The organism is Sphingomonas gei, from assembly GCF_004792685.1.
Taxonomy (GTDB): Bacteria; Pseudomonadota; Alphaproteobacteria; order Sphingomonadales; family Sphingomonadaceae; genus Sphingomonas; species Sphingomonas gei.
Genome location: NZ_SRXT01000005.1, coordinates 226,425 through 248,728, shown reverse-complemented (window position 1 = coordinate 248,728; position 22,304 = coordinate 226,425). Strand labels below are relative to the sequence as shown.

Genomic DNA, 22,304 nt, shown 5'->3' with positions numbered 1-22,304 from the left:
CCTCACCCAGCTCCGACTAAGCCTCTGCTTTGCAGAGACTAAGTCTGCGCAACCCTCTCCCGATGGGAGAGGGAAGCTTGGTCAACACCCCGCCTGACGCTGGCACGTATTGGTCTGCGAGCGCTCGACGTTCTGGCGGTCGAGCTGACGCTGCTCGGCCCATTCGGCGCGAGTCATGCAGACCTTGCGGCTCTGGAGACGGCTGCCGAGAACGTCCTCTTTCTTGCACACGACCTCATTGAGATCGCGCCCCTTGCGCTTCGATCCTTCCTGCGCGGTCGCCGAGGCGGCGACGAGCGAGAACAACGATACCGCGACAATCGCGGCTCCACCGATTCTGGTCATGGCAGTTCTTCCAAGAGCGAGGCCGCCGGACAACGGCGACATGAGGGAAGATTTTGAGCGCGAACCGCAGCGAAGTCCAGCGCTCAGAGGCTGTAGCCGAATTTGCCGACCCACGGCGCGAGCACCGGCAGCACCGGCTCCAGATGCGCGCGGTAGCGGTGCCAACGGCCGGCGGCGCGCTTGTAGATCGGCTCGGTGACCTGCGAATAGCTGGCAGTGGTGATCAGCCCGCGCGATCTGGCGGTGTGGGTGTGGTCGAGCGCCTGCGGGTGCCATTCGAGCCCGAGCCAGTCGAACAACGGCCGGACCTCGGCTTCGACATCCTCGATCAGGCGCTCGTAGACGATCGCATGCGATTGGACCGGGAACAGCGCATTCGCGCGCTCCCAATGGCGGAAGCTCAGATCATATAGTTCGGCGGCATCCTCGAGCCGCAGGAAGTTCGACATTGCGCGATTGAGCCGGAAATTGCTCATGAAGCAGCTGAGCAGCACGTCGCACGGGTGGCGGAGCGCGAGAATGAAGCGCGCCTCGGGGAACAGCCGCTTGATCAGCGGCACCTTGTGCAGAAACAGCGGCGACTTGTCGACGAGCAGCTGCCCCGGCGCCAGCGGGACGAGCTTGGCGACTTCCTCGAAATAGCGCGCGCGAGCCGCTGCGATCGATGGCGCATCCATCGTCGCGAGCTTGTCCAACCCGCCGATCGTGTCGGCGACGATGTTGAGCGGCGGCTTTTCCTCGAGCACCGCGGTATCCGGATGACCCATCAGGATAGTGTCGAGCAATGTCGTGCCCGAGCGCGGGAAGCCAACCAGGAACACCGGAGCGTGCGGCTCGGCCGGCGGTAGATCGCGCGTCCAGCCGGCGACCCATTCGGGAGACATCGAGGCGAGTTCGCCGCGCAGTTCGTCGCGTAGCTCAGCGGCGCGCTCGAGCGGCTCCGATCCGCTCGCCGCGTGCAGCCGTGCCGTCTCCTCGAACCAGTGGAATGCCTCGTCCGATCGGCCGAGCCGGTCGAGCAGGGTCGCGCGCAGATGCGCGGTGCGCTCGGGCTCGATCTCGGGTGGGACCAGCGCCAACGCGGCGAGACCTTCCTCGAAGGCCTTGGCGCGGCGAAGCTCGAACGCGCGCAGGAAGCTCAGCGTGCCGATATCGACTCCATTGCGTTCGGCGCGCGCGATGAGCGGCGCGAGCTCCTCTTCGCGATTGCCATGCTCATATTGGATCGCAAGCCCGAGATAGGCGTCGCGCTCGGTCGGCGCGATATCGAGTACGCGGAGATAGGCCGCCTCGGCCTTCGCGGTCTCCATCACCAGTCCGTATTCGATCGCGAGCTTGAGCTGGATTCCGGCATGCGCCGGATCGAGCCGCGCCGCGGACTCGATCATCGGCAACGCTTCGTCGTTCCGCCCGTCGCCCTTCAGCAGGACGTAGAGGTCGTGCCGAATGTGCGCGTCCTCGGGAAAGCGCCCGGCAGCGGCGCGCAGGACGGCCTCGGCCTCGCCGCGCCTGCCCGCCGAGCGCAGCGCGCTGGCGAGATTGACTTGGGTCGGTGCGGCGCGCGGATCGAGCGCGACGGCTTTTTCGAGCGCGGCGATGCTGCCGTCGAAATCGCCCAGCGCGACACGCGCGTTGCCGAGATTGTTCCAGCTCTCGAAATCCTGCGGTGCGCGTTCGAGGACAAATTCATAGGCCTCGGCCGCCTCGGGGAAACGGTCGAGCGCCTGGGCAAGGAACCCGCGATAGCGCGCGACACGCAACGACGGATCGGCAAAGGCCAGCTCGCGTGTCGCGACGTCGAGCGCTTGCCCTTGGTCGCCGAGATCGATCAGCACCGCGATCAGGTTGCACAGGATCGTGACGTCGCTCGGACGCGCGCGATGCGCCCGGCCGAGCTGTTCGGCCGCGCCGGCAAGATCTCCCGCGCGCGCGGCGAGCATCCCCAGAAAGGCATGCAGCGGCGCCGGGGCGGGGCTGTGCGCGACCGCGTCCTCGGCGAGCGTGCGGGCGCGCGAGATATCTCCCGCCTGGGCGGCGCGCATCGCTTCGCGAAGCGCCTCGGCGGTGGTTGCGTCGAGCTTTGGTGCTGTGGCCATGCCTAGCTATGAACCGGCCGCTACGCGCGGCGCAAGCGTAGCGCCGCGGCGACAGGCGCAAAAAGGGGCGGCCGGCACATGCCGACCGCCCCGATTCGTCGTCTTGTCGAGCCTTAGAAGCTCAAGGTCACACCTGCGAACAGGTAGCGGCCCAGCGCATCATAGGTGCCCGGATAGGTGTTGCCGTTGCAAGGACCGGTCGGGCAGAGGTTGGAACCCCCACGGTTGGCATTACCCGACGTCACCAGCGGCGGCTCGAGGTCGAACAGATTGTTGACGCCGAGACGGAAGGTGTACGAGTCGCCGATCGAGAAGCTCGACGTCAGATCGATATAGTTGAACGCCTTCAGACGGGTACCCGGATCGAAGTTGAAGTCGCCTGCCAGGCTCTCCTGATCGGTCGTCGTCTCGGCATGGACGGGGCCAAGGTGACGCCACTGGACCGACAGGCCGACGCCGCCATCCATCTGCAGCGTCGCACGCAGCTTGTGCCGCCATTCGGGAAGCGGCGAGCCCGCATCCGTCGTGCCGCCGATGCTGCAGGTCGGGCCGTAGAGCCCGGCGCAGTCATACGGCGTCGTAAGGCCGTTATTGACCTTGTAGCTGTCGAGATAGGTGCCGTTCATGTTGAGCGACAGCCGGCCCAGGCCGAAGAGCTGCATCGAATAGGATGCCCCCACTTCGATGCCCTTGGTCTGCAGCTGCCCGACATTGTTCGGCAGGTCGGTCACGTAACCACCCGGCGTGAGCCACAGCGAGCCGGCGGCGTCGCGGTGGACCAATGCGCACGATGCGGGGGTGAACGTCGCAGTCGCATTGTCGGTGCAATCCTGCAGGATCGCGTCCTGGCCATACGAGCGGATCGCCTGTTCGATCTTGATGTCGAAATAGTCGACCGTCAGCGCGAAGCGCGGGACGAAGCTGGGCTGGAAGACGACACCGAGCGTCTTGGTGGTCGCCTTTTCCGGCTGCAGGTCCTGATTGCCGCCGATCAGGCCATTATACTGGCCGGCCGGGTTTCCGGTAATCCCCTGGCCAACCGCGATGCCCTGCGCGCGGCAGCCATAGTCGGTTGCTGCGACCGGACGGGGATTGCCACTGGTATCGGTCAGGCTCGCGCACGGATCTTCCGAACCGTTAAGACCAACCGTTGCTGTCGAGAACAGCTCCTGGATGTTCGGCGCGCGCACCGCGCGGTTATAGGTGCCGCGGAAGCGGATGTCCTTGATCGGCGCGAAGTCGACACCGACCTTGTAGGTGTTGGTCTTGTAGCTGCGGTTGGCGGTCGTCTCGTAGGACGAGTGGCGATAGCCCGCATTGACGGACAGCAGGTCGATGAAGTTGTCCTGCACCAGCGGGATCTGCGTCTCGCCGAAGAACTCGAACACCCGGAAGCCGCCCTGGATCGGCAGCGTCGCGCCGCCCTGACCGGTCAAGTCGCCGGTCGAGAAGGCGTTGTCGGTCTTGAGCTCGAGCTCGGTCTTGCGCCACTCGGCACCGATGTTGATGCCGACGCCGTCGCTGGCCCAAGGTGTCTGGAGGCCATAGCCGCCCAGTTGTCCGGTGAACGAGATGTTCGCCACCTGCTCGGTGGTCTGGCCCTGCTGGAAGCCTGTGGCCGACAGATAGTTGACCGCCGCCGAGCTCACTCCGCCGGGGCCGGCGAAGATGTTGTACGGCACGCAGTTGGGATCGGTACCGTCGACCACCGAGCGGCAGACTGGGGCGCCGCCCGAACCGGCTCGAGGGTCAGAGACGACATCGAGCGCACGCGTCAGACGCGCGACCGAGAACTCGTTCGAATAGACCTGCGAATATTTGACGCGGCCGAACTGGTAATAAGCGTCGTACGACCATTGCTCGCCGAGATCGCCCTTCGTACCGATCACACCGCGATAGTTGGTGTGCTGGAGGTCCGACTGGCGCGGACCGCCTTCGGTGTTACGCCGCAAAACCTGCAAGAATGCGCGGTTGTACGCCGTAGGCAAGCCGGTGATCGGATCCGGGAATGCGTTGAAGAACTGGAGCGGCGCATTACCCGGATTGGGGTTGTAAGGCGCGGCGGTTGCCAGAGGGAAGTTGCCGAGGAAGCCGTTGATCAAATTATCTGGTGCGCAGATCACGTCAAACTGAGCGCCCGAGATCAGGGGATTGTTGCAATTCACGGTCAGCGTGTTGCCGAAGTCGCCCGACGGAGCGATCTGGGCGACCGTGCGGTCGTCCATGAACATGAACTCCATGTAGGGTTTGAACGCTTCATCGACGTCGTAGTTGATGAACGCGCCGGCGGTGTAGCGCTCGTCAGGGCGCTGGAAATAGTTGGTGGGCGCAAAGTTGAAGCGCGTCGTGGTGTTCTCGAACCCGCCGCCCGGCATGAAGGTGTAGACGGTCGACGAGGCGGTGTTGAGCGTCGGGTCGAACAGAATCGCCGTGCCGTTGCCCGAAGTCAGCGAGCCGCCGCAATTGGGAGCGCCGCCACCAGTGTTCTGGATGGTGCACGCGCTGTAATCGCGACGCGACTGGGTGACTGCGTTGACCTTGCGATAGCCGAAATAGGCAGTCGCATGGCCGCGATCTTCGCCGCCGAAGCTGGTGCCGAACGAGACCGTGGTGTCGATGGTGCCGCCATCGACGACGTTGCTCGTCGGATATTCGAAGCCGGTCCGGCCCTCCGCCTGGCGTGCGTCGAGGATGCCCGGGGTGAGCTTGTTGCGGTTGTTGTGCTGATAGACGCTGTACTGGCCGTCGATCTTGAAGCCTTCGAAATCGGTGTCGATGATGAAGTTGACGACGCCCGCGACGGCATCGGCACCATAGGTCGACGATGCGCCGCCGGTCAGCACTTCGACGCGCTTGAGCATCGAGGCGGGGATGATGTTGATGTCGGCAGCCGAGCCGCTGGTCGGGCTCGGATCGCCCGGCAGGAGGCGGCGGCCGTTGATCAGGGTCAGCGTACGGCTGGTGCCGAGACCGCGAAGATCGACCGATGCAGTACCGTCAGCGCCGTTCGACAGCGCGGACGACTGGCTGGCGAAAACCGCCGGCAGCGAGTTGAGCAGGTCCTCGACGCGAGTCGTGCCCTGAAGCTTGATGTCCTCGGCACCGACCACGGTGACGGGCGCGGTCGACGTGATGTTGGCCTGCGGAATGCGGGAGCCGGTGACGACGATGTCGCCCTGCGTGTCCGCCGCGTCGTCCGTCGCCTGGCCCTCGACGGGGCCGGAAACCGGAACTTCGGTCTGCGCGAAAGCCGGCGCGGCAAACAATGCCCCTGCCAGCACGAGTGCCGACAGCGCAGTGCCGCCGCGCAATCCGCGTGCGATATTGGTTTTCTTCATGCTGATCCCTCGCTTACTTCGACCGGGTCTCTGGACCGGCGGCCGGCGTGTCTCCCCGCTCCGCAATGCCGCGCTGTGCACGTGCAATATTCGGAGCTTGGAAGGTGGGATGAAGCGGCGCTTTGCCCGTGTAAAGCAGCCATTGGCATCGGCTCACCGCGTTCCCACCGCGTGTAACCTAAAAGACACAGAATGGGTTCGAATGTTGCGTGGCAGCATCTTGCCGTGCACAAAAATTATGTTGCAGTGCGATCGGCAGTGCGGATCAGTCTGCGGCAGGCATCGGGCCGGTGATCAGCAGCGGGTCGATCCGCGCGTCGTGCCACTTGAGGCTCCAGTGCAGATGCGGGCCGGTCGCCCGTCCGGTGCGTCCCACCGCGCCGAGCGGCTGGCCGCGCCGGACCTGCTGGCCAAGCCTCACGTCGATCCGCGAGAGATGCATGAAGGCGCTGTTGAGACCCATGCCATGGTCGATCATCAGCAGATTGCCCTCGAGGGTGAACGGCGTCGCCGCCGCCAGCACCACTATTCCGTCGGCCGGCGCGAGCACGACGGTGCCGGTGGGGCGCGCGATGTCGATCCCCGAATGATAGGCGCCGGGCTCGCCGCGATAGACGCGCTGCGACCCGAACAGGGTCGAGATGCGGCCAACCGCCGGCCACAGGAACGTCTGGCGCCAGCCCTGCGAGTCGGTGCGCAGCGCGCGCGCCGCGTTGATCTGCGCCAGTTCGGCGGGACGCGCACGTTCGAACTCGGGACGCGGCACGGGATATTTGGGCAATGTGTCGAGCCGCGAGATGTCCCAGGCGCGCGGCGCGATCGCCAGCGTCTGGCGGACTTCGCTGCCGTTGCCGAGCCGCGCCGCGAGCATCGCGGTCGGCGGCGCATCGCGATCGAAGGCGATCAGGAAGCGGCGATCCGCGGCGATTTCGACCGGCGCGCCGTTCAGGCTGAGCAGGGTCGTTCCGCGCGGCGCGACGCCGGTCGCGGCGCCGCCTTGCACCATCTGCCCGACAAGACCGAAGCGATCCGCCTGCGATGCCGCGGCCGACGATCCGCTCTGGCAGCCATTCGCCGCGCCGCCGACCAGGCCGACCGCCAAAAGCGCCGCCGCGAACCGCGCCGGCGTCATTTGCCGTGCAGGGCGGTCGCCGCGTGTTCGGCAGCGGCATAGGGCTCCTGCCGCTCGACGCTCCAATAGCGCAGAATCTCGAGCGCGATGCGCTCGCCGCTGACTGCGCAGACAACATGGTCGCCGGGCGCGAGCACGCGGAAGCCGTTCGGCATATAATGCAGCTTCGCGGCGCGGGCGGTGTTGGACATCAGCATGGCGGCGCCTTTCGATCGTTTCGATTAGAGCAGACTGGGCTGCTCGGGTTTGGCGGCAGTGTAGGATTTCCCGGCGGCACGCTCAACCCGGGCGTCTACCGGCCCGTCCCTGAACTGGAGCGTAATCGCTCCCGCCGCCTGCGCCTCGGCAACCGTAGTGACGACCTTGCCCGTTGCCTTGGCGCCAACGCGGACATAGCCGCGCTCGAGCAGATTGTCCGGATTGACGCTGTCGAGCAGGCGCGAGGCGCCTTCGAAGCGATGCCTGGCAGTGACGACGAGTTGGTCGAGCACCGCGGGGCGCAGCGCCCCGGCATCGCGATCGAGCCGGGCACGCGCGAGCGTCACGCGGCGCTCGAGCGCACGGTCGAGACGCCCGGCGAGATCGTCCATCTTCTGCCGCTGGGGCCCGAGCAGGGCATCGCGCCGTGGCAGCACGCGGACCAGGGCGGCCAGCCGCTCGCCGGCACGCTCGTGATAGCGGCGAACGCAGCGTTCGGTGCGGTGGGCAAGCGTGGCGACGGTGTGGCGCACATCGGCGAGCACCGGCACGGCGATCTCGGCCGCGGCGGTCGGCGTCGGCGCGCGCAGGTCGGCGGCGAAGTCGCATAGGCTGGTGTCGGTCTCGTGCCCCACCGCGGAAATCACCGGGATGCCGCAATCGGTCACTGCGCGGACGACGACTTCCTCGTTGAACGCCCAGAGATCCTCGATCGAGCCGCCGCCGCGCGCGACGATCAACAGGTCGGGTCGGCGGACCGGACCGTCCAAGGGCAACGCATCGAACCCGCGGATCGCCGCGGCGACTTCGGCGGCTGCGCCCTCTCCCTGTACCTTGACCGGCCACACCAGGACGTGGCTGGGGAAGCGATCGCCGAGCCGGTGGAGGATGTCGCGGATCACTGCCCCGGTGGGCGAAGTCACCACGCCGATCGTCTGCGGCATATGCGGAAGCGGCTGCTTGCGCGCGGCATCGAACAGCCCCTCGCCGGCCAGCTTCGCCTTGAGTTTCTCGAACAGCGCCATCAGCGCGCCCTCGCCGGCGAGCTCCATCCGCTCGATGACGATCTGGTATTTGGAGCGGCCCGGATACGTCGTGAGCTTGCCGGTGGCGATCACTTCGATGCCGTCCTGCGCCGCGAACGGCAAGGCCGCCGCCGCGCCGCGCCAGATCACGCCGTCGATCACGGCATCGGCATCCTTGAGGCACAGATAGGCATGCCCCGAGGCGGCGCGCTTCCACCCCGAAATCTCGCCGCGCAGCCGGACATGGCCGAACTCGCCCTCGACCATCCGCTTGAGCGCCGACGACAGCTCGCTGACGCTCATGGCGAGCGCGTTGTCCCCCGGCACTTGCTCGGCTACCAGCCGGCCGGATGACGTATCGAAAAAGGGGTCGGGCATGAACGTCCTGTTACTGGGCTCGGGAGGTCGCGAGCATGCGCTTGCGTGGAAACTGGCGCAATCGCCGCTCCTGGCGAAGCTCTACGCCGCGCCGGGCAATCCGGGAATAGCCGAGCATGCTGAACTGGCAGATATCGCGCTTTCGGATCACCGTGCGGTGATCGATTTCTGCCGGCGCCACTCGATCGGCTTCGTCGTGGTCGGGCCCGAGGCACCGCTGGTCGAGGGACTCGGCGACAATCTCCGGACGATGGGCATCGCCGTGTTCGGCCCCAACAAGGCCGCGGCGCAGCTCGAGGGATCGAAGGGTTTCACCAAGGATCTGTGCACGCGCGAGAAAATCCCGACCGCAGGCTATGTCCACGTCCGCAGCCGCGACGGCGGGCTCGCCGCGCTCGGCGATTTCACGCTCCCGGTGGTGGTCAAGGCCGACGGTCTCGCCGCGGGTAAGGGGGTCACCGTGGCGACGACGCGCGAAGAAGCCGAGGAGGCGATCCGCGGCATCTTCGCCGTGCCCGGCGGCAGCGCAGTGATCGAGGAATTCCTGGAAGGCGAAGAAGCCAGCCTGTTCGTGCTGACCGACGGCACCAATCTGCTCCCGTTCGGATCAGCGCAGGACCATAAGCGCGTCGGTGACGGCGACACCGGTCCCAACACCGGCGGCATGGGCGCCTACAGCCCCGCCCGGGTGCTTACCCCCGAACTCGAGCGGCAGGCGGTCGAGACGATCGTCCGCCCGACCGTCGAGGCGCTGGCACGGATGGGAACACCTTATTCGGGAGTGCTCTATGCCGGGCTGATGCTGACGGCGCAGGGGCCCAAGCTGATCGAATACAACGCCCGCTTCGGCGATCCAGAATGCCAGGTGCTGATGCTGCGCTTCGAAGGCGATCTGCTCGAACTGATGCTAGCCACCGCAAAGGATGAGCTCGCGGGGCGCGCTAATCCCGCTTTCTCGGCGGAGACCGCGCTGACCGTGGTGATGGCGGCGAACGGATATCCGGGCACTCCCGAGACCGGCGGCGCGATCACCGGGATCGATGCAGCGGAGGCGACCGGCGCCAAGGTATTCCATGCCGGCACCCGGCTGGACCGCGGGACGCTGGTGGCGAGCGGCGGCCGCGTGCTCGGTGTCACTGCACGTGGGCCCAGTGTCGGCGCGGCGCAGGCCGCCGCCTATCGCGCGGTGGACGCGATCGATTTCCCGACGGGCTTTTGCCGCCGCGACATCGGCTGGCGCGAAGTGGCGCGCGAGGCTTGATCGCGCGCCACCCGCAAACGGCTCAGAACCGGTAGTTGGCGCTCACCGTGAAGTTGCGCGGCGTGCCGTAGCGATATTGGCTGAAGAAGCCGACCTGGCTGTAATAGGTCTTGTCGAGCGCGTTCTCGAGATTGGCCTGGAGCTGGAACGCCTCGGTCACTGCGAAGCGCGCCATCAGATTGACCAGTGCGTAGCCGTCCTGCTGGAAGACATAGGGTACCGGATTGGCCGGCGTGGACAGGACCGGGTTGGTGCCCAGCGTGTACGCCTTGCTGCGATAATTGACGCCCCCGCCGATCGTGAAGCGGTCGACATTATAGGTGGTGAACAGCTTGATCAGCCGGCGCGGCTGATCAGTATTGGCAGGGATGTCGTCGCGGTCCTCGGCCTTGAACTGGCTATAGCCGAAATTGATGTTCCAGCCCGGCAGCGGCTGGCCGGTGATCTCGACTTCGAAGCCCTGGCTGGTGACGCCCTGCGCCGCGACGTAGGTCTGCTGCGGGATGCCGCCCGCCGGCGGGGTGACGATGATGTCGGCCTGGGCGACATTGTCCTGCTCGATGCGGAACAGCGCTACCGAAGTCTGCAGCGCTTCGTTGAAGAACGCGCTTTTGAGGCCGATTTCATACGCCTTTCCGTCGAGCGGATCGAGCAGGTTCAAATTCCGGTCGCGGCTGTTCTGCGGCTGGAAGATCTTGGTGTAGCTCGCATAGAGCCGGTGGTTCGGCGTGATGTCGTACAGCGCGCCGACATAGGGGATGAACACGTCGCTATCCCCATAATCGCTCGGCCCGCTCCAAGCGAAGCCCTTCTGCTTCCAGCTGGCCAGGCGGCCGCCGGCGATGATCTTGAGCGGATCGGCGAGGTTGAGGCGAACCGCACCATAATAGCCGGTCTGCTCGATCCGCTCTTCCTCGTTGCGCACCGGCGTGGTGCCCCAGACCGGCTCCGGGAAGGTCGCGCCGGGAAGCCCGACGAGCGGCACGTCGCTCGCCCAGGGAAGCGGAGCGACATAATTGTCGGTCGAGCGGTTGAGCACGCTACGCAGCGCGCCGACCACCACTTCGTGCTTGCGGCCGAACAGGCTCACTTCGCCCTTGATCTGCCCGTCGAAGCTGGTCTGCAGGCTCTCGCCATCGGCCTTGTACGGATTGCTGAACGCGATCGTTCCCGTCGCCTTGTTCACTTCGCCGTAGAGATAGAGCAATTCGCTCTGCTGCGCGTTCTTCAGGCTGTTGAAGTTGAGCGTGACGCTCCAGTCGGGGCCGAGCGCTTGCCGGACGGTCGCGAAGATGTTGCGGTTGCTCGTGTTCCAATGCGTCCACGGCGCGGCGGTGCTCTGCGAGCGCTCGAGGTTGGTGGTGGTGCCGTCCGAATAGAAGGTCGGCAAAGCGCCCCACAGCGCACCATCGGGCCGGCCCTGCTGATAGCTGATGCCGCCGCGGACAAGCGTGGTGTCGGTCACATCGGCGTCGACCACGCCGTACAGCACGAACTTCTTGTTGTCGTACAGGTCGATATAGCTCTCGCCCTGCTCGTAGCGCGCGACGCCGCGGACGCGGATGCGCCCATCCGAAGTGAGCGCGCCGCCGATATCGGCCGAGGCGCGCATCGTGTCCCAGCTGCCATAGGAGCCGCTGACATAGCCGCCCCATTCGGTGGCGTCGGCATGTTTGCGGACGAGGTTGACCGATGCCGACGGATCGCCGGCGCCCGAGAGCAGCCCGGTTGCGCCGCGCACGATTTCGACGCGCTCGTAGATCGAGACGTCCATATTGGTCTCACCGTTCGCGCCGGCCAGCGTCCAGGCTGCCGGCACGCCGTCGATCTGGGTGTTTCGGATCTCGAAACCGCGCGCATAAAAGGAATTACGCACGTCATCGACTTCGTTGACCGTCACGCCCACGCCGTTCTCGATCACGTCGGCGACGCTGATCAGATTCTGGTCGAGGATGCGCTGCGCGGTGACGATGCTCACCGATTGCGGCGTCTCGCGCACGGTGAGGCCAAGCCCCGTCGCGGTGTCGATCTTGTCCGGGATCGTATAGCGGCCGCTGACGACGATCTCATCACTCGATTCCGCTTCGTCAGCCGTCTGCGCGAATGCGGGCGATGCCAGCGCGGCGAGTGCCACGCCCAGGCAGAGAGTGCGCTTCGTCAACTTGATCCCCCATTGGTTACTCGCCGCATCCGGCGACACGCGGGCCACTAATGCTAATAAGAACCGTTTGCAACTGAGAAGGTGATCGGCCGGCCCATCATCGCCACTTGACATAGTTAGACGATTAGCTAATCATCATATCATGAGCCAGGTGTTCAAAGCCCTTTCCGATCCCACCCGCCGCCGGGTGCTGCAACTCCTGCGCAAGGGGCCGATGAGCGCGGGGGAGCTCAGCAACCAGTTCGACGTCTCCAAGCCGACCATGTCGGCGCACTTCGCCGTGCTGAAGGAAGCCGATCTGGTCCATGCCGAGAAGGCCGGCAAATCCGTCCTCTATCATTTGAGGCTCTCGGTGCTCGAAGAGGCGCTGCTCGGCTTCGTCGATTCATTCGGCCTCGGCGCGGAGGCGCCGGAGCCCAAGCGGGAGACTGCACGATGAACAAGGAATTGATCCGGAGCCTCGCCTGGGCGGGCGGCATCATCGCGCTGGCGCTCGGTGCGAGCTTCGCGCGCCGACTGGGCTATATCGACCAGGAGATGGTCATCAGGCTGGTCATCGGCATCAACGGAATCTGGATCGCCTGGTACGGCAATCGAATGCCGAAGACCTTCCTCCCGAACGCCGGGGCGCGTCGGGCACGGCGGGTTGCGAGCTGGGCGATGGTGTTGAGCGGACTCGTCTATGTCGGGTTATTCGCGTTCGCACCGATCCAAGTGGCGATCATCGGCGGGTGCGGCGCGGTGGCGGCAGGAATGTTGGTAACGCTCGGTTACTGCCTGGCGCCGCGAAGCAACGCAGAGGCCGCCTAAGGGCGTGCGGCGCCGCCCGCGGCCAGCTTTTCCGAAAGCGCTTGCCAGTTGGCAAAGCCCCAGCGCACCGGGTCCTCCTCACCGACGATATGGTCGCTGCCGCCCGAGCCGAACAGGAACACGTCCTCCAGCGTGAGCGGCGTGCGTTCGAGCGCGCAATGGAAGATGCGGACCTTGCTGCGGGTTTCCTTGTTGCCATCCGGCAACACGATGCCGAGCCGGTTCGACCGCATCCGCACCAGCAGGCCAGTGGGCACCACGCCGATGCTGCGGAAGAATTTGAACAATAGTTCGCGATCGAAATGCCCTTCCCAGCCATGCATCTCGGTCGCCGCGCGGAGCGGCGTCCAGCCCTGTTTGTAGGCGCGGTCCGAAGTGAGTGCGTCGTAGACGTCGCAGATCGCTCCCATCCGCGCGGCGAGGCTGATCGCGTCGCCCGTCAGGCCGAAGGGATAGCCCGATCCGTCGATCTTCTCGTGATGGAGCAGGCTGACGTCGAGCACTTCCTGCGTCACGCCCTCTCCGTTCTCTAGCATGGCGTGCCCGTGTTGGGGGTGCATGCGCATCAGCGCGAACTCGGCATCGTCGAGCGGGCCGGGTTTGTTGAGGATCGCGTCGGGAACGGTCATCTTGCCGACGTCGTGGAGCAGGCCCGCGAGCCCCATCGAGCGAATGGTCGGTTCGTCCAGCCCGAGCTGACGGGCAAGATTGACCATCAGCGCGCAGACCGAAACCGAGTGGAGATAGGTATATTCGTCCTTCGACTTGAGGCGAGTCATGTCGATGAACATCGCCGGGTTGCGATCGACTGCCTCGGAAATGTCCTCGACCAGCGACGTCACCGCGGCGGTACTTACCGGCTGGCCCAGCCGCGCGCCGTCGAACACGCCTTTCATGGCGCGCTTGGCGCGGCCGATCGTCTTCTTGGCGCGCTCGCGATCGGTCTTCATCGTGTCGCGGGGCGCGACCGGCACGGCGGCGGCGGGTGCCGGACGGGGCGATGCCCGAGGAACGGCGCCCGGCGCGGAGGTCGACGGCGGCAGACCGCGCTCGACATCGATCACCACCGCCTGGACTTCGCTGGCGAGCACCGCGGCGAGATCTTCGGGACGTTCGAGCAGGAAACGCGTGCGCCAGAAGGGATGGCTGAACCACGAGCCTTCGAACCCGTGGATGTACATCCCCATCTTCACCTGGCTGGGCGGTATCCGTCGCAGCAAATCGGGCCTCGGCAAAATCTTCCCCGGGGCCGGACTAACATAAGCTATGTTACGCAGAACTTAAGGCGCGCGTTTGTCCGAGATTGTGCTGCAACCATCAGAGCTGCCTCTTGGACCTGCAAACCTAGCCGAAGCGACCCCCTCCCGCTTGCGGGAGGGGTGCGCGGTCAGCCGGCGGCGCGATCCGCCGATTCGCGTGCCAGCTTCGCGAGATCCGCTTCGGCGCGCGCACCATAATGCTGGATGATCTCCGCCGCGCAGATCGCGCCGAGCCGCAGCGACTCCTCGAGCCCGCGGCCCTGCGCCTGGCCGAACAGGAAACCGGCGGCGAACATGTCGCCCGCGCCGGTGGTGTCGACCAGCCTGGCGATCGGCTCGGCGGGAACCTCGACTCGCTCCGAGCCCTGCAGCGCCATCGCACCCTGCTCGCTGCGCGTGACGACGAGCAAGGGCACCTTGCCGTGGATGTGCTGAACCGCCGATTCGAAATCCTCATGCTCGCACAAAGCGAGCAGCTCGCTCTCATTGGCGAACAGGATGTCGATCAGCCCGTCCTCGATCAGCTTGCGGAAGTCGCCGCCGTGGCGCGAGATGCAGAACACGTCGGAAAGCGTGAAGGCGACCTTGCGGCCGTTCGCGCGGGCGATGTCGATCGCCTTGCGCATCGCAGCGCGCGGCTCTTCCGGATCCCACAGATAGCCTTCGAGATAAAGGATCGCGCCGCCGGCGATCAGGTCTTCGTCCAGCGCAGTGGCGGGGAGGAATTGCGAGGCGCCGAGGAAGGTGTTCATGGTGCGCTGGCCATCGGGCGTGACGAAGATCAGGCAGCGCGCGGTGGTCGGCTGGCCGGAGCGCACCGGCGTGTCGAAATCGACTCCCGCCGCCCGGATGTCATGCGCGAAGACAGTGCCGAGCTGATCGTCGGCGACCTGGCCGATGAACGCGCATTTGCCGCCGAGCGCGGCGATCCCCGCCACGGTGTTCGCCGCCGAACCGCCCGAAACTTCGCGGCCCGGGCCCATCTTGGCGTAGAGCGTGTCGGCCTCTTCGGGCGAGAACATCAACTGCATCGAGCCCTTGGCGACGCCGATCTCCTCGATGAAGCTGTCCTCGGCCTGGGCGAGGATATCGACAATTGCGTTGCCGATCGCGACGACGTCATGGGTGATGGTCAAGGTTGAAAGCTCCGACAGGGTTGCGCCGACGCCCTAGTGGGGGGCAAAGCATAGCGCAATGATCCAGGGTCTTCTCCTCGCGCTCGGGCAATTGTTCGACCGGCCGATCTTGCTGGTCCTCGTCAAGTCGCTGGCGCTGACTTTGTTGCTCTTCCTTGGGTTCGGCTTCGGCCTCTGGGTCGCGATGGACCGGCTGGCGGGCTTCGCCAACGAATGGATGGGGCTCGGCAGTAAAGCAGGCATGCTCGCCGACGCCGCGGCGTTGTTGCTGCTCGCGCTCGGCTGGTGGCTGCTGTTCCGCGCGGTCGCAGTGGCGGTGGTCGGGATCTTCGCCGACGAAGTCGTCGCCGCGGTCGAGGCGAAGCATTACCCGCAAGCCCATGCCGCGGCGCGCGACGTGCCGCTCGGGCGGTCGATCACGATGGGCGTGGGCTCGGCGGCGCGGACGATCGGATTCAACCTGCTGCTCTCGCCGCTCTATCTGATGCTGCTGGTAACCGGGGTGGGCACCGCATTCGCTTTCTTCGCAGTCAATGCCTGGCTGCTCGGGCGCGATCTCGGTGACATGGTCGCGGCGCGACACATGCCCTATGCGCAGCTCGCCGACTGGCGGCGCGGCACCCGGCTTCGCCGCTTCGGGCTGGGCGCGATCGGAACGGGACTGTTCTTGGTGCCTTTGGTCAACCTGGTGGCGCCGGTGCTCGGCGCGGCGCTGGCGACGCATGCATTCCACCGCGGGAGACGCACATGAGGTTCTGGGTTTTGGCGTGCGCAGTGGCGCTGGGCGGATGCGGCGGCGAGATGATTCCCGAAGCGCGCCCCGCGGCCTATGTTCCGGTGCCCTCGGCCGCACCCGCGAGCGTGCTCGCGGTCAAGGGCCAGACCGCGCCGCGGCTGATCGCGCAATTCGGCCAGCCCGCGCTCGACGCGACCGAAGGACCGGCGCGCAAGCTCCAGTTCGCCGGGCCGATCTGCGTGCTCGACGCCTATCTCTATCCGCCGGCCAAGGGCCGCGGCGAACCCGTGGTGACCTATCTCGACACCCGCCAGCGCGACGGCAGCCCGATAGACCAGGCGAGCTGCCTTGCGGCATTGGCGGCGCGGCGGGCGGAGCGGTGATGCGGGTGTGAAATTTCAATTCCGTTCGTGCTGAGCTTGTCGAAGCACCGTTCTTCTGCGGGCCGAAGAAAGAAGAGCGGCCCTTCGACAGGCTCAGGGCGAACGGAGTTGTGGAAACGCTTGCCCCTCAAGCCGTCCCAGCGCCCACTCCGCCGCCTCGCGGATCACTTCGTCGGGATCGCCGAGCAGCGCGCGCACCGGCGCCACCAGCGCCGCGCTGCCGCTATTCCCCGCCGCGATCAGGCAATTGCGCACCATTCGGTCCCGCCCGATGCGCTTGATCGGCGAACCGGCGAAAACCTCGCGAAACCCCGCATCGTCGAGCGCCAGCAGGTCGGCCAGCGCCGGCGCGGTGAGCTCGGCGCGCGGGGCGAAGGCCAGGTTCGCCTGTGCCGCCGCGGCGAACTTGTTCCACGGGCACACCGCAAGGCAATCGTCGCAGCCATAGATGCGGTTGCCCATGCTCGCGCGGAATTCGAGCGGGATCGGGCCTTTGTGCTCGATCGTCAGATACGAGATGCAGCGCCGCGCATCGAGCCGGTACGGCGCCGGAAAGGCGTCGGTCGGGCATGCCGTTTGGCACGCGTTGCAGCTGCCGCAAGTACTCTGTTGGGCAAGGTCGGGCGCCAGATCGAGCGTGGTGTAGATTGCGCCGAGGAACAGCCAGCTGCCATGGCTGCGGCTGACCAGATTGGTGTGCTTGCCCTGCCAGCCGAGCCCGGCCGCTTCGGACAGCGGCTTCTCCATCACCGGCGCGGTATCGACGAACACCTTGACGTCGGCCCCCGGCGCCACCCCGACCAGCCAGCGCGCCAGCTCCTTGAGCCTCCGCTTGATCAGATCGTGATAATCGCCGCCTTGCGCATAGACCGAGATCCGTCCGGTCTCGCCTTCCCCCGCCAGCGCCAGCGGATCGACCGCGGGCGCATAGCTCATCCCGAGCGCGATCACGCTGCGCACTTCGGGCCAGAGCGCGGCGGGGCTCGCGCGGTGATGCGCCCGCTCCTCCATCCAGATCATCGAGCCGTGCGCGCCTTCGGCCAGCCACTGGCGCAGCCGCACGCCCGCCGCCGGCGCGGCATCCGCGCGCGCGATCCCGCAGTCGGCAAAGCCGATTTCGGCCGCCTTCTCCTTGATCCTTTGTTCGAGTGGCTTGTCTTGGCGCACGCGGACCCGCTACCACGAAGCGCAACGGAGGACATTAGTTTGAGCAGCGATCTGGCCGTGAGCGCCACCGGCCTCGTCAAGCGCTTCGGCGATCGGCGGGCCGTCGACGGAGTCAGCATCGCCGTGCCCAAGGGGCTGATCTACGGCGTGCTCGGCCCCAACGGCGCGGGCAAGACCACGACGCTCCGCATGCTGCTCGGCATCATCGAGCCCGACGAAGGCGCGCGGATGCTGCTCGGGCAAAGCGCGCCGCGCGACGCCAGTGACCGGGTCGGCTATCTCCCCGAGGAGCGCGGGCTCTATCCCAACATGAAGTGCCGCGAGGCGATCGCCTTCATGGGCGCACTGCGCGGGCTGCCCTGGAGCATCGGCCGCAAGCGCGCCGGCGAATTGCTCGAGGCGGCAGGTCTCGGCCACGCCGCCGACGACAAGATTCGCAAGCTCTCCAAGGGCATGGCGCAGCTCGTCCAGTTGCTCGGCTCGGTGGTCCACGAGCCCGAATTGCTGGTGCTCGACGAGCCGTTCTCCGGGCTCGACCCGGTCAATCAGGAGCGGCTCGAAAAGCTGATCCGCGCCCAGCGCGACCGCGGCGCGACGATCCTGTTCTCGACCCACGTCATGGCGCATGCCGAGCGGCTGTGCGACTATCTGTCGATTATCGCCGGCGGCGTGGTGAAGTTCGCAGGCACCGTCGACGAAGCCCGCGCGCTGCTGCCGCTCAAGGCGCATTATACCCCGCACCACCATGCCGACACCGCCGGCGCGCTGCTGCCCGCCGATGCCGAGCGCGAGAATGGCAGCTGGCGCTTCACGGTGCCTCCCGAGGGGATCGAGGCATTGCTCGTCCGGCTGATCGACGCCGGCTATGGCATTTCGGGGCTGTCGATCGAGCGGCCGGGATTGCACGACGCGTTCGTCAAGATCGTCGGCGCCGAAGCGCTGGAGCAGGCGGCATGAGCTTCGGACGCATGCTCCGCCAGACGCTCACCGTCGCGCGCCGCGACTTCACCGCCACGGTGATGACGCCGACCTTCCTGCTCTTCCTGCTGAGCCCCTTGCTGATGATCGGCTTCGGCGTGGTCGGCAGCATGAGCGCGACCAGCGCGGCAGGCAGCGGCGAGGCGCGCCAGCGCATCGTGGTGATCGCATCGGCCGACAAGGCGAAGGAGATCGCCGAAGTCGACAAGCAGTTACGCGAAGCGTTCGGCCGGCCGACGCGCTGGCCGGCGCTCCAGATCGAAGGCGCCGGCGACGACGTCGCCGCGCAGGCCCGCGCATTGATCGACAGCAGCCAGTTCGAAGCAACCGCGGTGCTCTACGGACCGCTGGACAAGCCGCGAATCCTGCGTCGCCCCTCGGGCTGGTCCGATGCCAATTATCTCGCGCAGCTTGCCGAGCAGGCGCTGCGTGCGGAGCGGCTCGGCGGTGCCCGGGCGCTCAGCACCCCCGAGATCACCGTCATCGGTCACGGTCAGGCAACGACCAGCGGGCGCGGGCAGAGCGCCTATTTCGCCGCGTTGGGCATCTTCTTCCTGACGCTGATGCTCTCCGGCCAGGCCGTCGGCGCAATGGCCGAGGAGCGATCGAACAAAGTGATCGAAGTGCTGGCCGCGGCGATCCCCTTGGAAAGCGTCTTCTTCGGCAAATTGCTCGGCGCATTCGGATCGGCGCTTCTGTTCGTCTGCTTCTGGGGGACGCTGCTGGCGCAGCTGCCGCGGTTCGTGCCCGCCGGCGTCGCCGATGGACTCGGCAATCTGAGCGTCGCCGTCGGCCCGATCTTCCCTTTGCTGTTCGTCGTCTATTTCACCATGGCGTACATGCTGCAGAGCGCGGTGTTCCTCGGCGTTGGCGCGCTCGCCTCGACCCAACGCGAGATCCAGATGCTGTCGCTGCCGATCACGATCTTCCAGTTCGCGATGCTCGGCTTCGCGTCTTATGCCGGCGGCCACCCCGACACGTGGCTGGCGCGCGCGGCGGAGATCTTCCCGTTCAGCTCGCCGCTGGCGATGGCGGCGCACGCAGCCAACTCGCCAGCTTTGTGGCCGCATGCTCTGGCGCTGGCCTGGCAGATTCTGTGGGTGGCGATCACCGTCACCGTAGCGGCCCGGCTGTTCCGCCGCGGCGTGCTCAAATCGGGCAGCCCGAAACGAAGCAAGCGCGGCGACCGTCGCACTATTGACACAGCTGTCAGTTAAGCTTCTCCTCGCCAAAAGGCAGGAGAGGCATAATGGCGACGCTGGCGACCGAGTCGCGTTCGGGGAATGCAGTCGATCCGCTCGATATGAGCCGGCCCGAATTGTACCGCGACGATGTCTGGCAGGCGCCGTTCCGCCAACTGCGCGAAAAGGCGCCGGTATATTATACCGAGCACAGCGCCTTCGGCCCATTCTGGTCGGTCTCGTCGTACAAGCCGATCGTCCAGGTCGAATCGCTGCCCGATCTCTATTCGTCCGAAGCAGGCGGCATCACCGTCGCCGACGTGAAGGAGGGCGACATCAAGATGCCGATGTTCATCGCGATGGACCGGCCCAGGCACACCGGCCAGCGACGCACCGTCGCGCCGGCGTTCACGCCTTCGGAAATGGCGCGGATGAATGCGAATATCCGCGCGCGCAGCGCCGAGATCCTCGATTCGCTTCCGGTGGGCAAGGCATTCGACTGGGTCGACAGCGTATCGATCGAGCTGACCACCCAGATGCTCGCGATCCTGTTCGATTTCCCGTGGGAAGAGCGGCGGCTGCTGACGCATTGGTCCGATTGGGCGGGCGACATCGAAATCGCCAACGATCCGGCGCGCAAGGAAGAACGGCGGACGATCCTGTTCGAATGCGCCGCCTATTTCGGCAATCTGTGGCAAAGCAAGGTCGGCAAGGCGCCGACGCCCGATCTGATCTCGATGATGATCCATTCGGATGCGATGGCGCACATGGATCAGATGGAATTCCTCGGCAACCTCATCCTGCTGATCGTCGGCGGCAACGACACGACGCGAAACTCGATGAGCGCCTATGCCTGGGGGCTCGAGCAATTCCCCGGCGAGCGCGCAAAGCTCGAAGCTGATCCGGGGCTGATCCCAAATGCCGTGCAGGAGATCATCCGCTGGCAGACCCCGCTCGCCCATATGCGGCGCACCGCGACGCAGGACGCCGAGCTCGAAGGTCAGCAGATCCGCGCGGGCGACAAACTCGCGCTCTGGTACGTCTCGGCCAATCGCGACGAGAGCGTGTTTCCCAACGCCGACAGGATCATCGTCGACCGCGACAATGCCCGGCGGCATCTGGCATTCGGCCACGGCATCCATCGCTGCGTCGGCGCGCGGCTTGCCGAGCTGCAGATCGGAATCTTGCTCGAGGAGATGGCGAAGCGCCGGCTGCGGGTGAACGCGCTGCGCGAGCCCGAACGCGTCGCGGCGTGCTTCGTCCACGGGTATAGGAAGATGCCGGTGGAACTGAGCCGCTATTGAACCGAGGATTCGCCTCCCTACAAGGGAGGGGTCAGTGGGTTGAGAACAGGCGGGGCTCGATGCCCGCCTGTTCTCCCTGACCAGCCGGTCGATGGGCTCCCCCGGCTTTCGCCGGGGTCGCACCCACCCCCAACCCCTCCCTTGCAGGGAGGGGAGTCGAATACCCACATCCCGTTCATGCAAACCGATCGCCGCACTCTCCTCGCCGTCGCCGGGCTCGGCGCCATCACTGCCGCTTGCGGTGGCGCGCCTGCCGAGGCCGCGCAGCATTTTCCGTTCACGCTCACCGATGCCGAGTGGAAGAAGCGGCTGAGCCCCGCGGCGTATCGCACGCTGCGCCAGGGCGCGACCGAGTTTCCGGGAACCAGCTCGCTCAACAAGGAGCATCGCGCCGGTGTGTTCGCCTGTGCCGGGTGCAGCCTGCCGTTATTCGCGTCGTCGACCAAGTTCGAGAGCGGAACGGGATGGCCGAGCTTCTATGCGGCTCTGCCCAATGCGGTGGTCACAAAAACCGATCGCTCGCTGGGAATGGCGCGCACCGAGGTCCTGTGTCGCCGCTGCGGCGGGCATCTCGGGCACCTTTTCGATGATGGCCCGCGGCCGACCGGCAAGCGCTATTGCATGAACGGCGTGGCGCTGGCGTTCACCCCAAAGGCTTAGAGCCTTATAATGCTCAGTTGACCCCAGTCTCGAGCTTGAGGTCGCTGAGATCGAGGGTGAGCGAGGCGACCAGCACCTTGTCGGTGGTCTTCGCGATCGTCACCGGCGCGTCGAACGTATCCTCGTCCGCGCCGTCCGAATAGATGAAGCCGTTGACCGGATAGCTCGACGTGCCGAGCCCGCCGAGCGGGGCGAACCACACGCGCACTTCGCTCCAGTCGCCCGCCGTCGATACGTCGACGGCGCGAACGCCGCGCTCGATCCCGCCGCGGCGCGACCAATTGGCATGGGTGAGCAGCACTTCGCGGTCGCTGACGACCTGCGAAACCATCGCCACATGGCCGAACGGGTTCTTCGAGGTCTTCTTGAACGACATCACCGCGCCGACCTTGGGGGCATTGCCGCGGGCGTAGTGGCCGGCCGCCTGGCTCCACCAGGTCCAGGCGTTGCCGTGGATCTTCACGCCCGAGACCTCACGCGCATACGGCGCGCACTGGAGATAGGCGCTTTTCGCCTGGGCGGGGACGGCAGTCATCAGGGCGCACGACACCACCAGCGCAAAGCGCGCTGCGAAAACTCGGAAATTCATGGGACCCCCCGGGTCAGGAAAGCGATTGAGTGTTGCTAGCCTGATCATAGGACGGCGGTAACCCCTGCGGATCGCCGATCCGACGAACCGTTGCGGCGAACCGATAGGCCGAGGGAACCGCCTGAAAATGGCGGAAAACGAAGGCTTTCGCGTCGCCGGAAGGTTTA

General features: G+C 66.2%; 20 protein-coding genes. 9 read left to right on the top strand and 11 right to left on the bottom strand.

Features of this window, described 5'->3' with window-relative positions:
* Positions 1 to 81: 81 nt before the first annotated feature.
* The 6 genes from E5A73_RS13920 to xseA all read right to left on the bottom strand — a co-directional run bounded on the left by E5A73_RS13920 (position 82) and on the right by xseA (position 8,512).
* Positions 82 to 345 carry a hypothetical protein gene (locus E5A73_RS13920; protein ID WP_135964444.1) on the bottom strand — a complete coding sequence of 88 codons (264 nt, stop codon included), beginning with the start codon at positions 343 to 345 and terminating at the stop codon, positions 82 to 84.
* Between the two features lie 83 nt (positions 346 to 428).
* Complete coding sequence (locus tag E5A73_RS13915) at positions 429 to 2,441, bottom strand: tetratricopeptide repeat-containing sulfotransferase family protein (protein WP_135964443.1); 2,013 nt, start codon at positions 2,439 to 2,441, stop codon at positions 429 to 431.
* A 113-nt stretch (positions 2,442 to 2,554) separates the two neighbouring features.
* Positions 2,555 to 5,779, bottom strand: a complete 3,225-nt coding sequence (locus tag E5A73_RS13910; protein ID WP_135964442.1) for a TonB-dependent receptor domain-containing protein — start codon at positions 5,777 to 5,779, stop codon at positions 2,555 to 2,557.
* Positions 5,780 to 6,044: 265 nt separating this feature from the next.
* Positions 6,045 to 6,911, bottom strand: coding sequence for a M23 family metallopeptidase (locus E5A73_RS13905; protein WP_240700182.1), 867 nt, complete (start codon positions 6,909 to 6,911; stop codon positions 6,045 to 6,047).
* Positions 6,908 to 7,108 (bottom strand): DUF2093 domain-containing protein, encoded by a 201-nt coding sequence (locus tag E5A73_RS13900; RefSeq protein ID WP_135964441.1) that lies wholly within the window; start codon positions 7,106 to 7,108, stop codon positions 6,908 to 6,910. The genes E5A73_RS13905 and E5A73_RS13900 overlap by 4 nt, the downstream gene beginning before the upstream one ends.
* A 24-nt stretch (positions 7,109 to 7,132) precedes the next feature.
* Complete coding sequence (gene xseA / locus E5A73_RS13895; protein ID WP_135964440.1) at positions 7,133 to 8,512, bottom strand: exodeoxyribonuclease VII large subunit; 1,380 nt, start codon at positions 8,510 to 8,512, stop codon at positions 7,133 to 7,135.
* On the opposite strand from xseA, the gene purD reads away from it, so the two are divergent.
* On the top strand, positions 8,511 to 9,773 hold the full coding sequence (gene purD / locus E5A73_RS13890; protein ID WP_135964439.1) for a phosphoribosylamine--glycine ligase: 1,263 nt from the start codon (positions 8,511 to 8,513) through the stop codon (positions 9,771 to 9,773). The two genes, xseA and purD, sit on opposite strands and share 2 nt — an antisense overlap.
* A gap of 22 nt (positions 9,774 to 9,795) precedes the next feature.
* Here the strand turns inward: purD and E5A73_RS13885 are convergent, their stop codons facing one another.
* A complete protein-coding gene (locus E5A73_RS13885; protein WP_240700209.1) occupies positions 9,796 to 11,892 on the bottom strand; it encodes a TonB-dependent siderophore receptor in 2,097 nt (698 codons plus the stop codon).
* Positions 11,893 to 12,076: 184 nt separating this feature from the next.
* Here E5A73_RS13885 and E5A73_RS13880 point away from each other — a divergent pair, with 184 nt between their 5' ends.
* Both E5A73_RS13880 and E5A73_RS13875 read left to right on the top strand, forming a co-directional pair.
* The gene (locus E5A73_RS13880) at positions 12,077 to 12,373 is read left to right on the top strand and encodes an autorepressor SdpR family transcription factor (protein ID WP_135964437.1); all 297 of its coding nucleotides are present in this window, start codon (positions 12,077 to 12,079) and stop codon (positions 12,371 to 12,373) included.
* The gene (locus tag E5A73_RS13875) at positions 12,370 to 12,744 is read left to right on the top strand and encodes an ammonium transporter (RefSeq protein WP_206366495.1); all 375 of its coding nucleotides are present in this window, start codon (positions 12,370 to 12,372) and stop codon (positions 12,742 to 12,744) included. Before E5A73_RS13880 ends, E5A73_RS13875 begins: the two co-directional genes overlap by 4 nt.
* Here E5A73_RS13875 and E5A73_RS13870 read toward each other — a convergent pair.
* Positions 12,741 to 13,964, bottom strand: a complete 1,224-nt coding sequence (locus E5A73_RS13870; protein WP_135964622.1) for an HD-GYP domain-containing protein — start codon at positions 13,962 to 13,964, stop codon at positions 12,741 to 12,743. The two genes, E5A73_RS13875 and E5A73_RS13870, sit on opposite strands and share 4 nt — an antisense overlap.
* 167 nt (positions 13,965 to 14,131) lie before the next feature.
* The gene (locus E5A73_RS13865; RefSeq protein WP_135964436.1) at positions 14,132 to 15,139 is read right to left on the bottom strand and encodes an adenosine kinase; all 1,008 of its coding nucleotides are present in this window, start codon (positions 15,137 to 15,139) and stop codon (positions 14,132 to 14,134) included.
* A gap of 58 nt (positions 15,140 to 15,197) precedes the next feature.
* Between E5A73_RS13865 and E5A73_RS13860 the strand changes: the two genes are divergently transcribed.
* Positions 15,198 to 15,890 carry an EI24 domain-containing protein gene (locus E5A73_RS13860; RefSeq protein WP_135964435.1) on the top strand — a complete coding sequence of 231 codons (693 nt, stop codon included), beginning with the start codon at positions 15,198 to 15,200 and terminating at the stop codon, positions 15,888 to 15,890.
* Positions 15,887 to 16,258, top strand: coding sequence for a hypothetical protein (locus E5A73_RS13855; protein ID WP_135964434.1), 372 nt, complete (start codon positions 15,887 to 15,889; stop codon positions 16,256 to 16,258). The genes E5A73_RS13860 and E5A73_RS13855 overlap by 4 nt, the downstream gene beginning before the upstream one ends.
* A 93-nt stretch (positions 16,259 to 16,351) precedes the next feature.
* Here E5A73_RS13855 and queG read toward each other — a convergent pair whose 3' ends face one another.
* Complete coding sequence (gene queG / locus E5A73_RS13850) at positions 16,352 to 17,425, bottom strand: tRNA epoxyqueuosine(34) reductase QueG (RefSeq protein WP_135964433.1); 1,074 nt, start codon at positions 17,423 to 17,425, stop codon at positions 16,352 to 16,354.
* A 39-nt stretch (positions 17,426 to 17,464) separates the two neighbouring features.
* On the opposite strand from queG, the gene E5A73_RS13845 reads away from it, so the two are divergent.
* The 4 genes from E5A73_RS13845 (at position 17,465) to msrB (ending at position 21,548) form a co-directional block, all read left to right on the top strand.
* The gene (locus tag E5A73_RS13845) at positions 17,465 to 18,382 is read left to right on the top strand and encodes an ABC transporter ATP-binding protein (protein WP_420822579.1); all 918 of its coding nucleotides are present in this window, start codon (positions 17,465 to 17,467) and stop codon (positions 18,380 to 18,382) included.
* Positions 18,379 to 19,620, top strand: a complete 1,242-nt coding sequence (locus E5A73_RS13840; RefSeq protein WP_135964432.1) for an ABC transporter permease — start codon at positions 18,379 to 18,381, stop codon at positions 19,618 to 19,620. Before E5A73_RS13845 ends, E5A73_RS13840 begins: the two co-directional genes overlap by 4 nt.
* A gap of 32 nt (positions 19,621 to 19,652) precedes the next feature.
* A complete protein-coding gene (locus E5A73_RS13835; RefSeq protein WP_135964431.1) occupies positions 19,653 to 20,888 on the top strand; it encodes a cytochrome P450 in 1,236 nt (411 codons plus the stop codon).
* Between the two features lie 177 nt (positions 20,889 to 21,065).
* Positions 21,066 to 21,548 carry a peptide-methionine (R)-S-oxide reductase MsrB gene (gene msrB / locus E5A73_RS13830; protein WP_135964430.1) on the top strand — a complete coding sequence of 161 codons (483 nt, stop codon included), beginning with the start codon at positions 21,066 to 21,068 and terminating at the stop codon, positions 21,546 to 21,548.
* Positions 21,549 to 21,561: 13 nt separating this feature from the next.
* On the opposite strand, the gene E5A73_RS13825 is transcribed toward msrB, so the two are convergent.
* Positions 21,562 to 22,137 (bottom strand): CHAP domain-containing protein, encoded by a 576-nt coding sequence (locus E5A73_RS13825; protein ID WP_135964429.1) that lies wholly within the window; start codon positions 22,135 to 22,137, stop codon positions 21,562 to 21,564.
* Positions 22,138 to 22,304 lie beyond the last annotated feature (167 nt).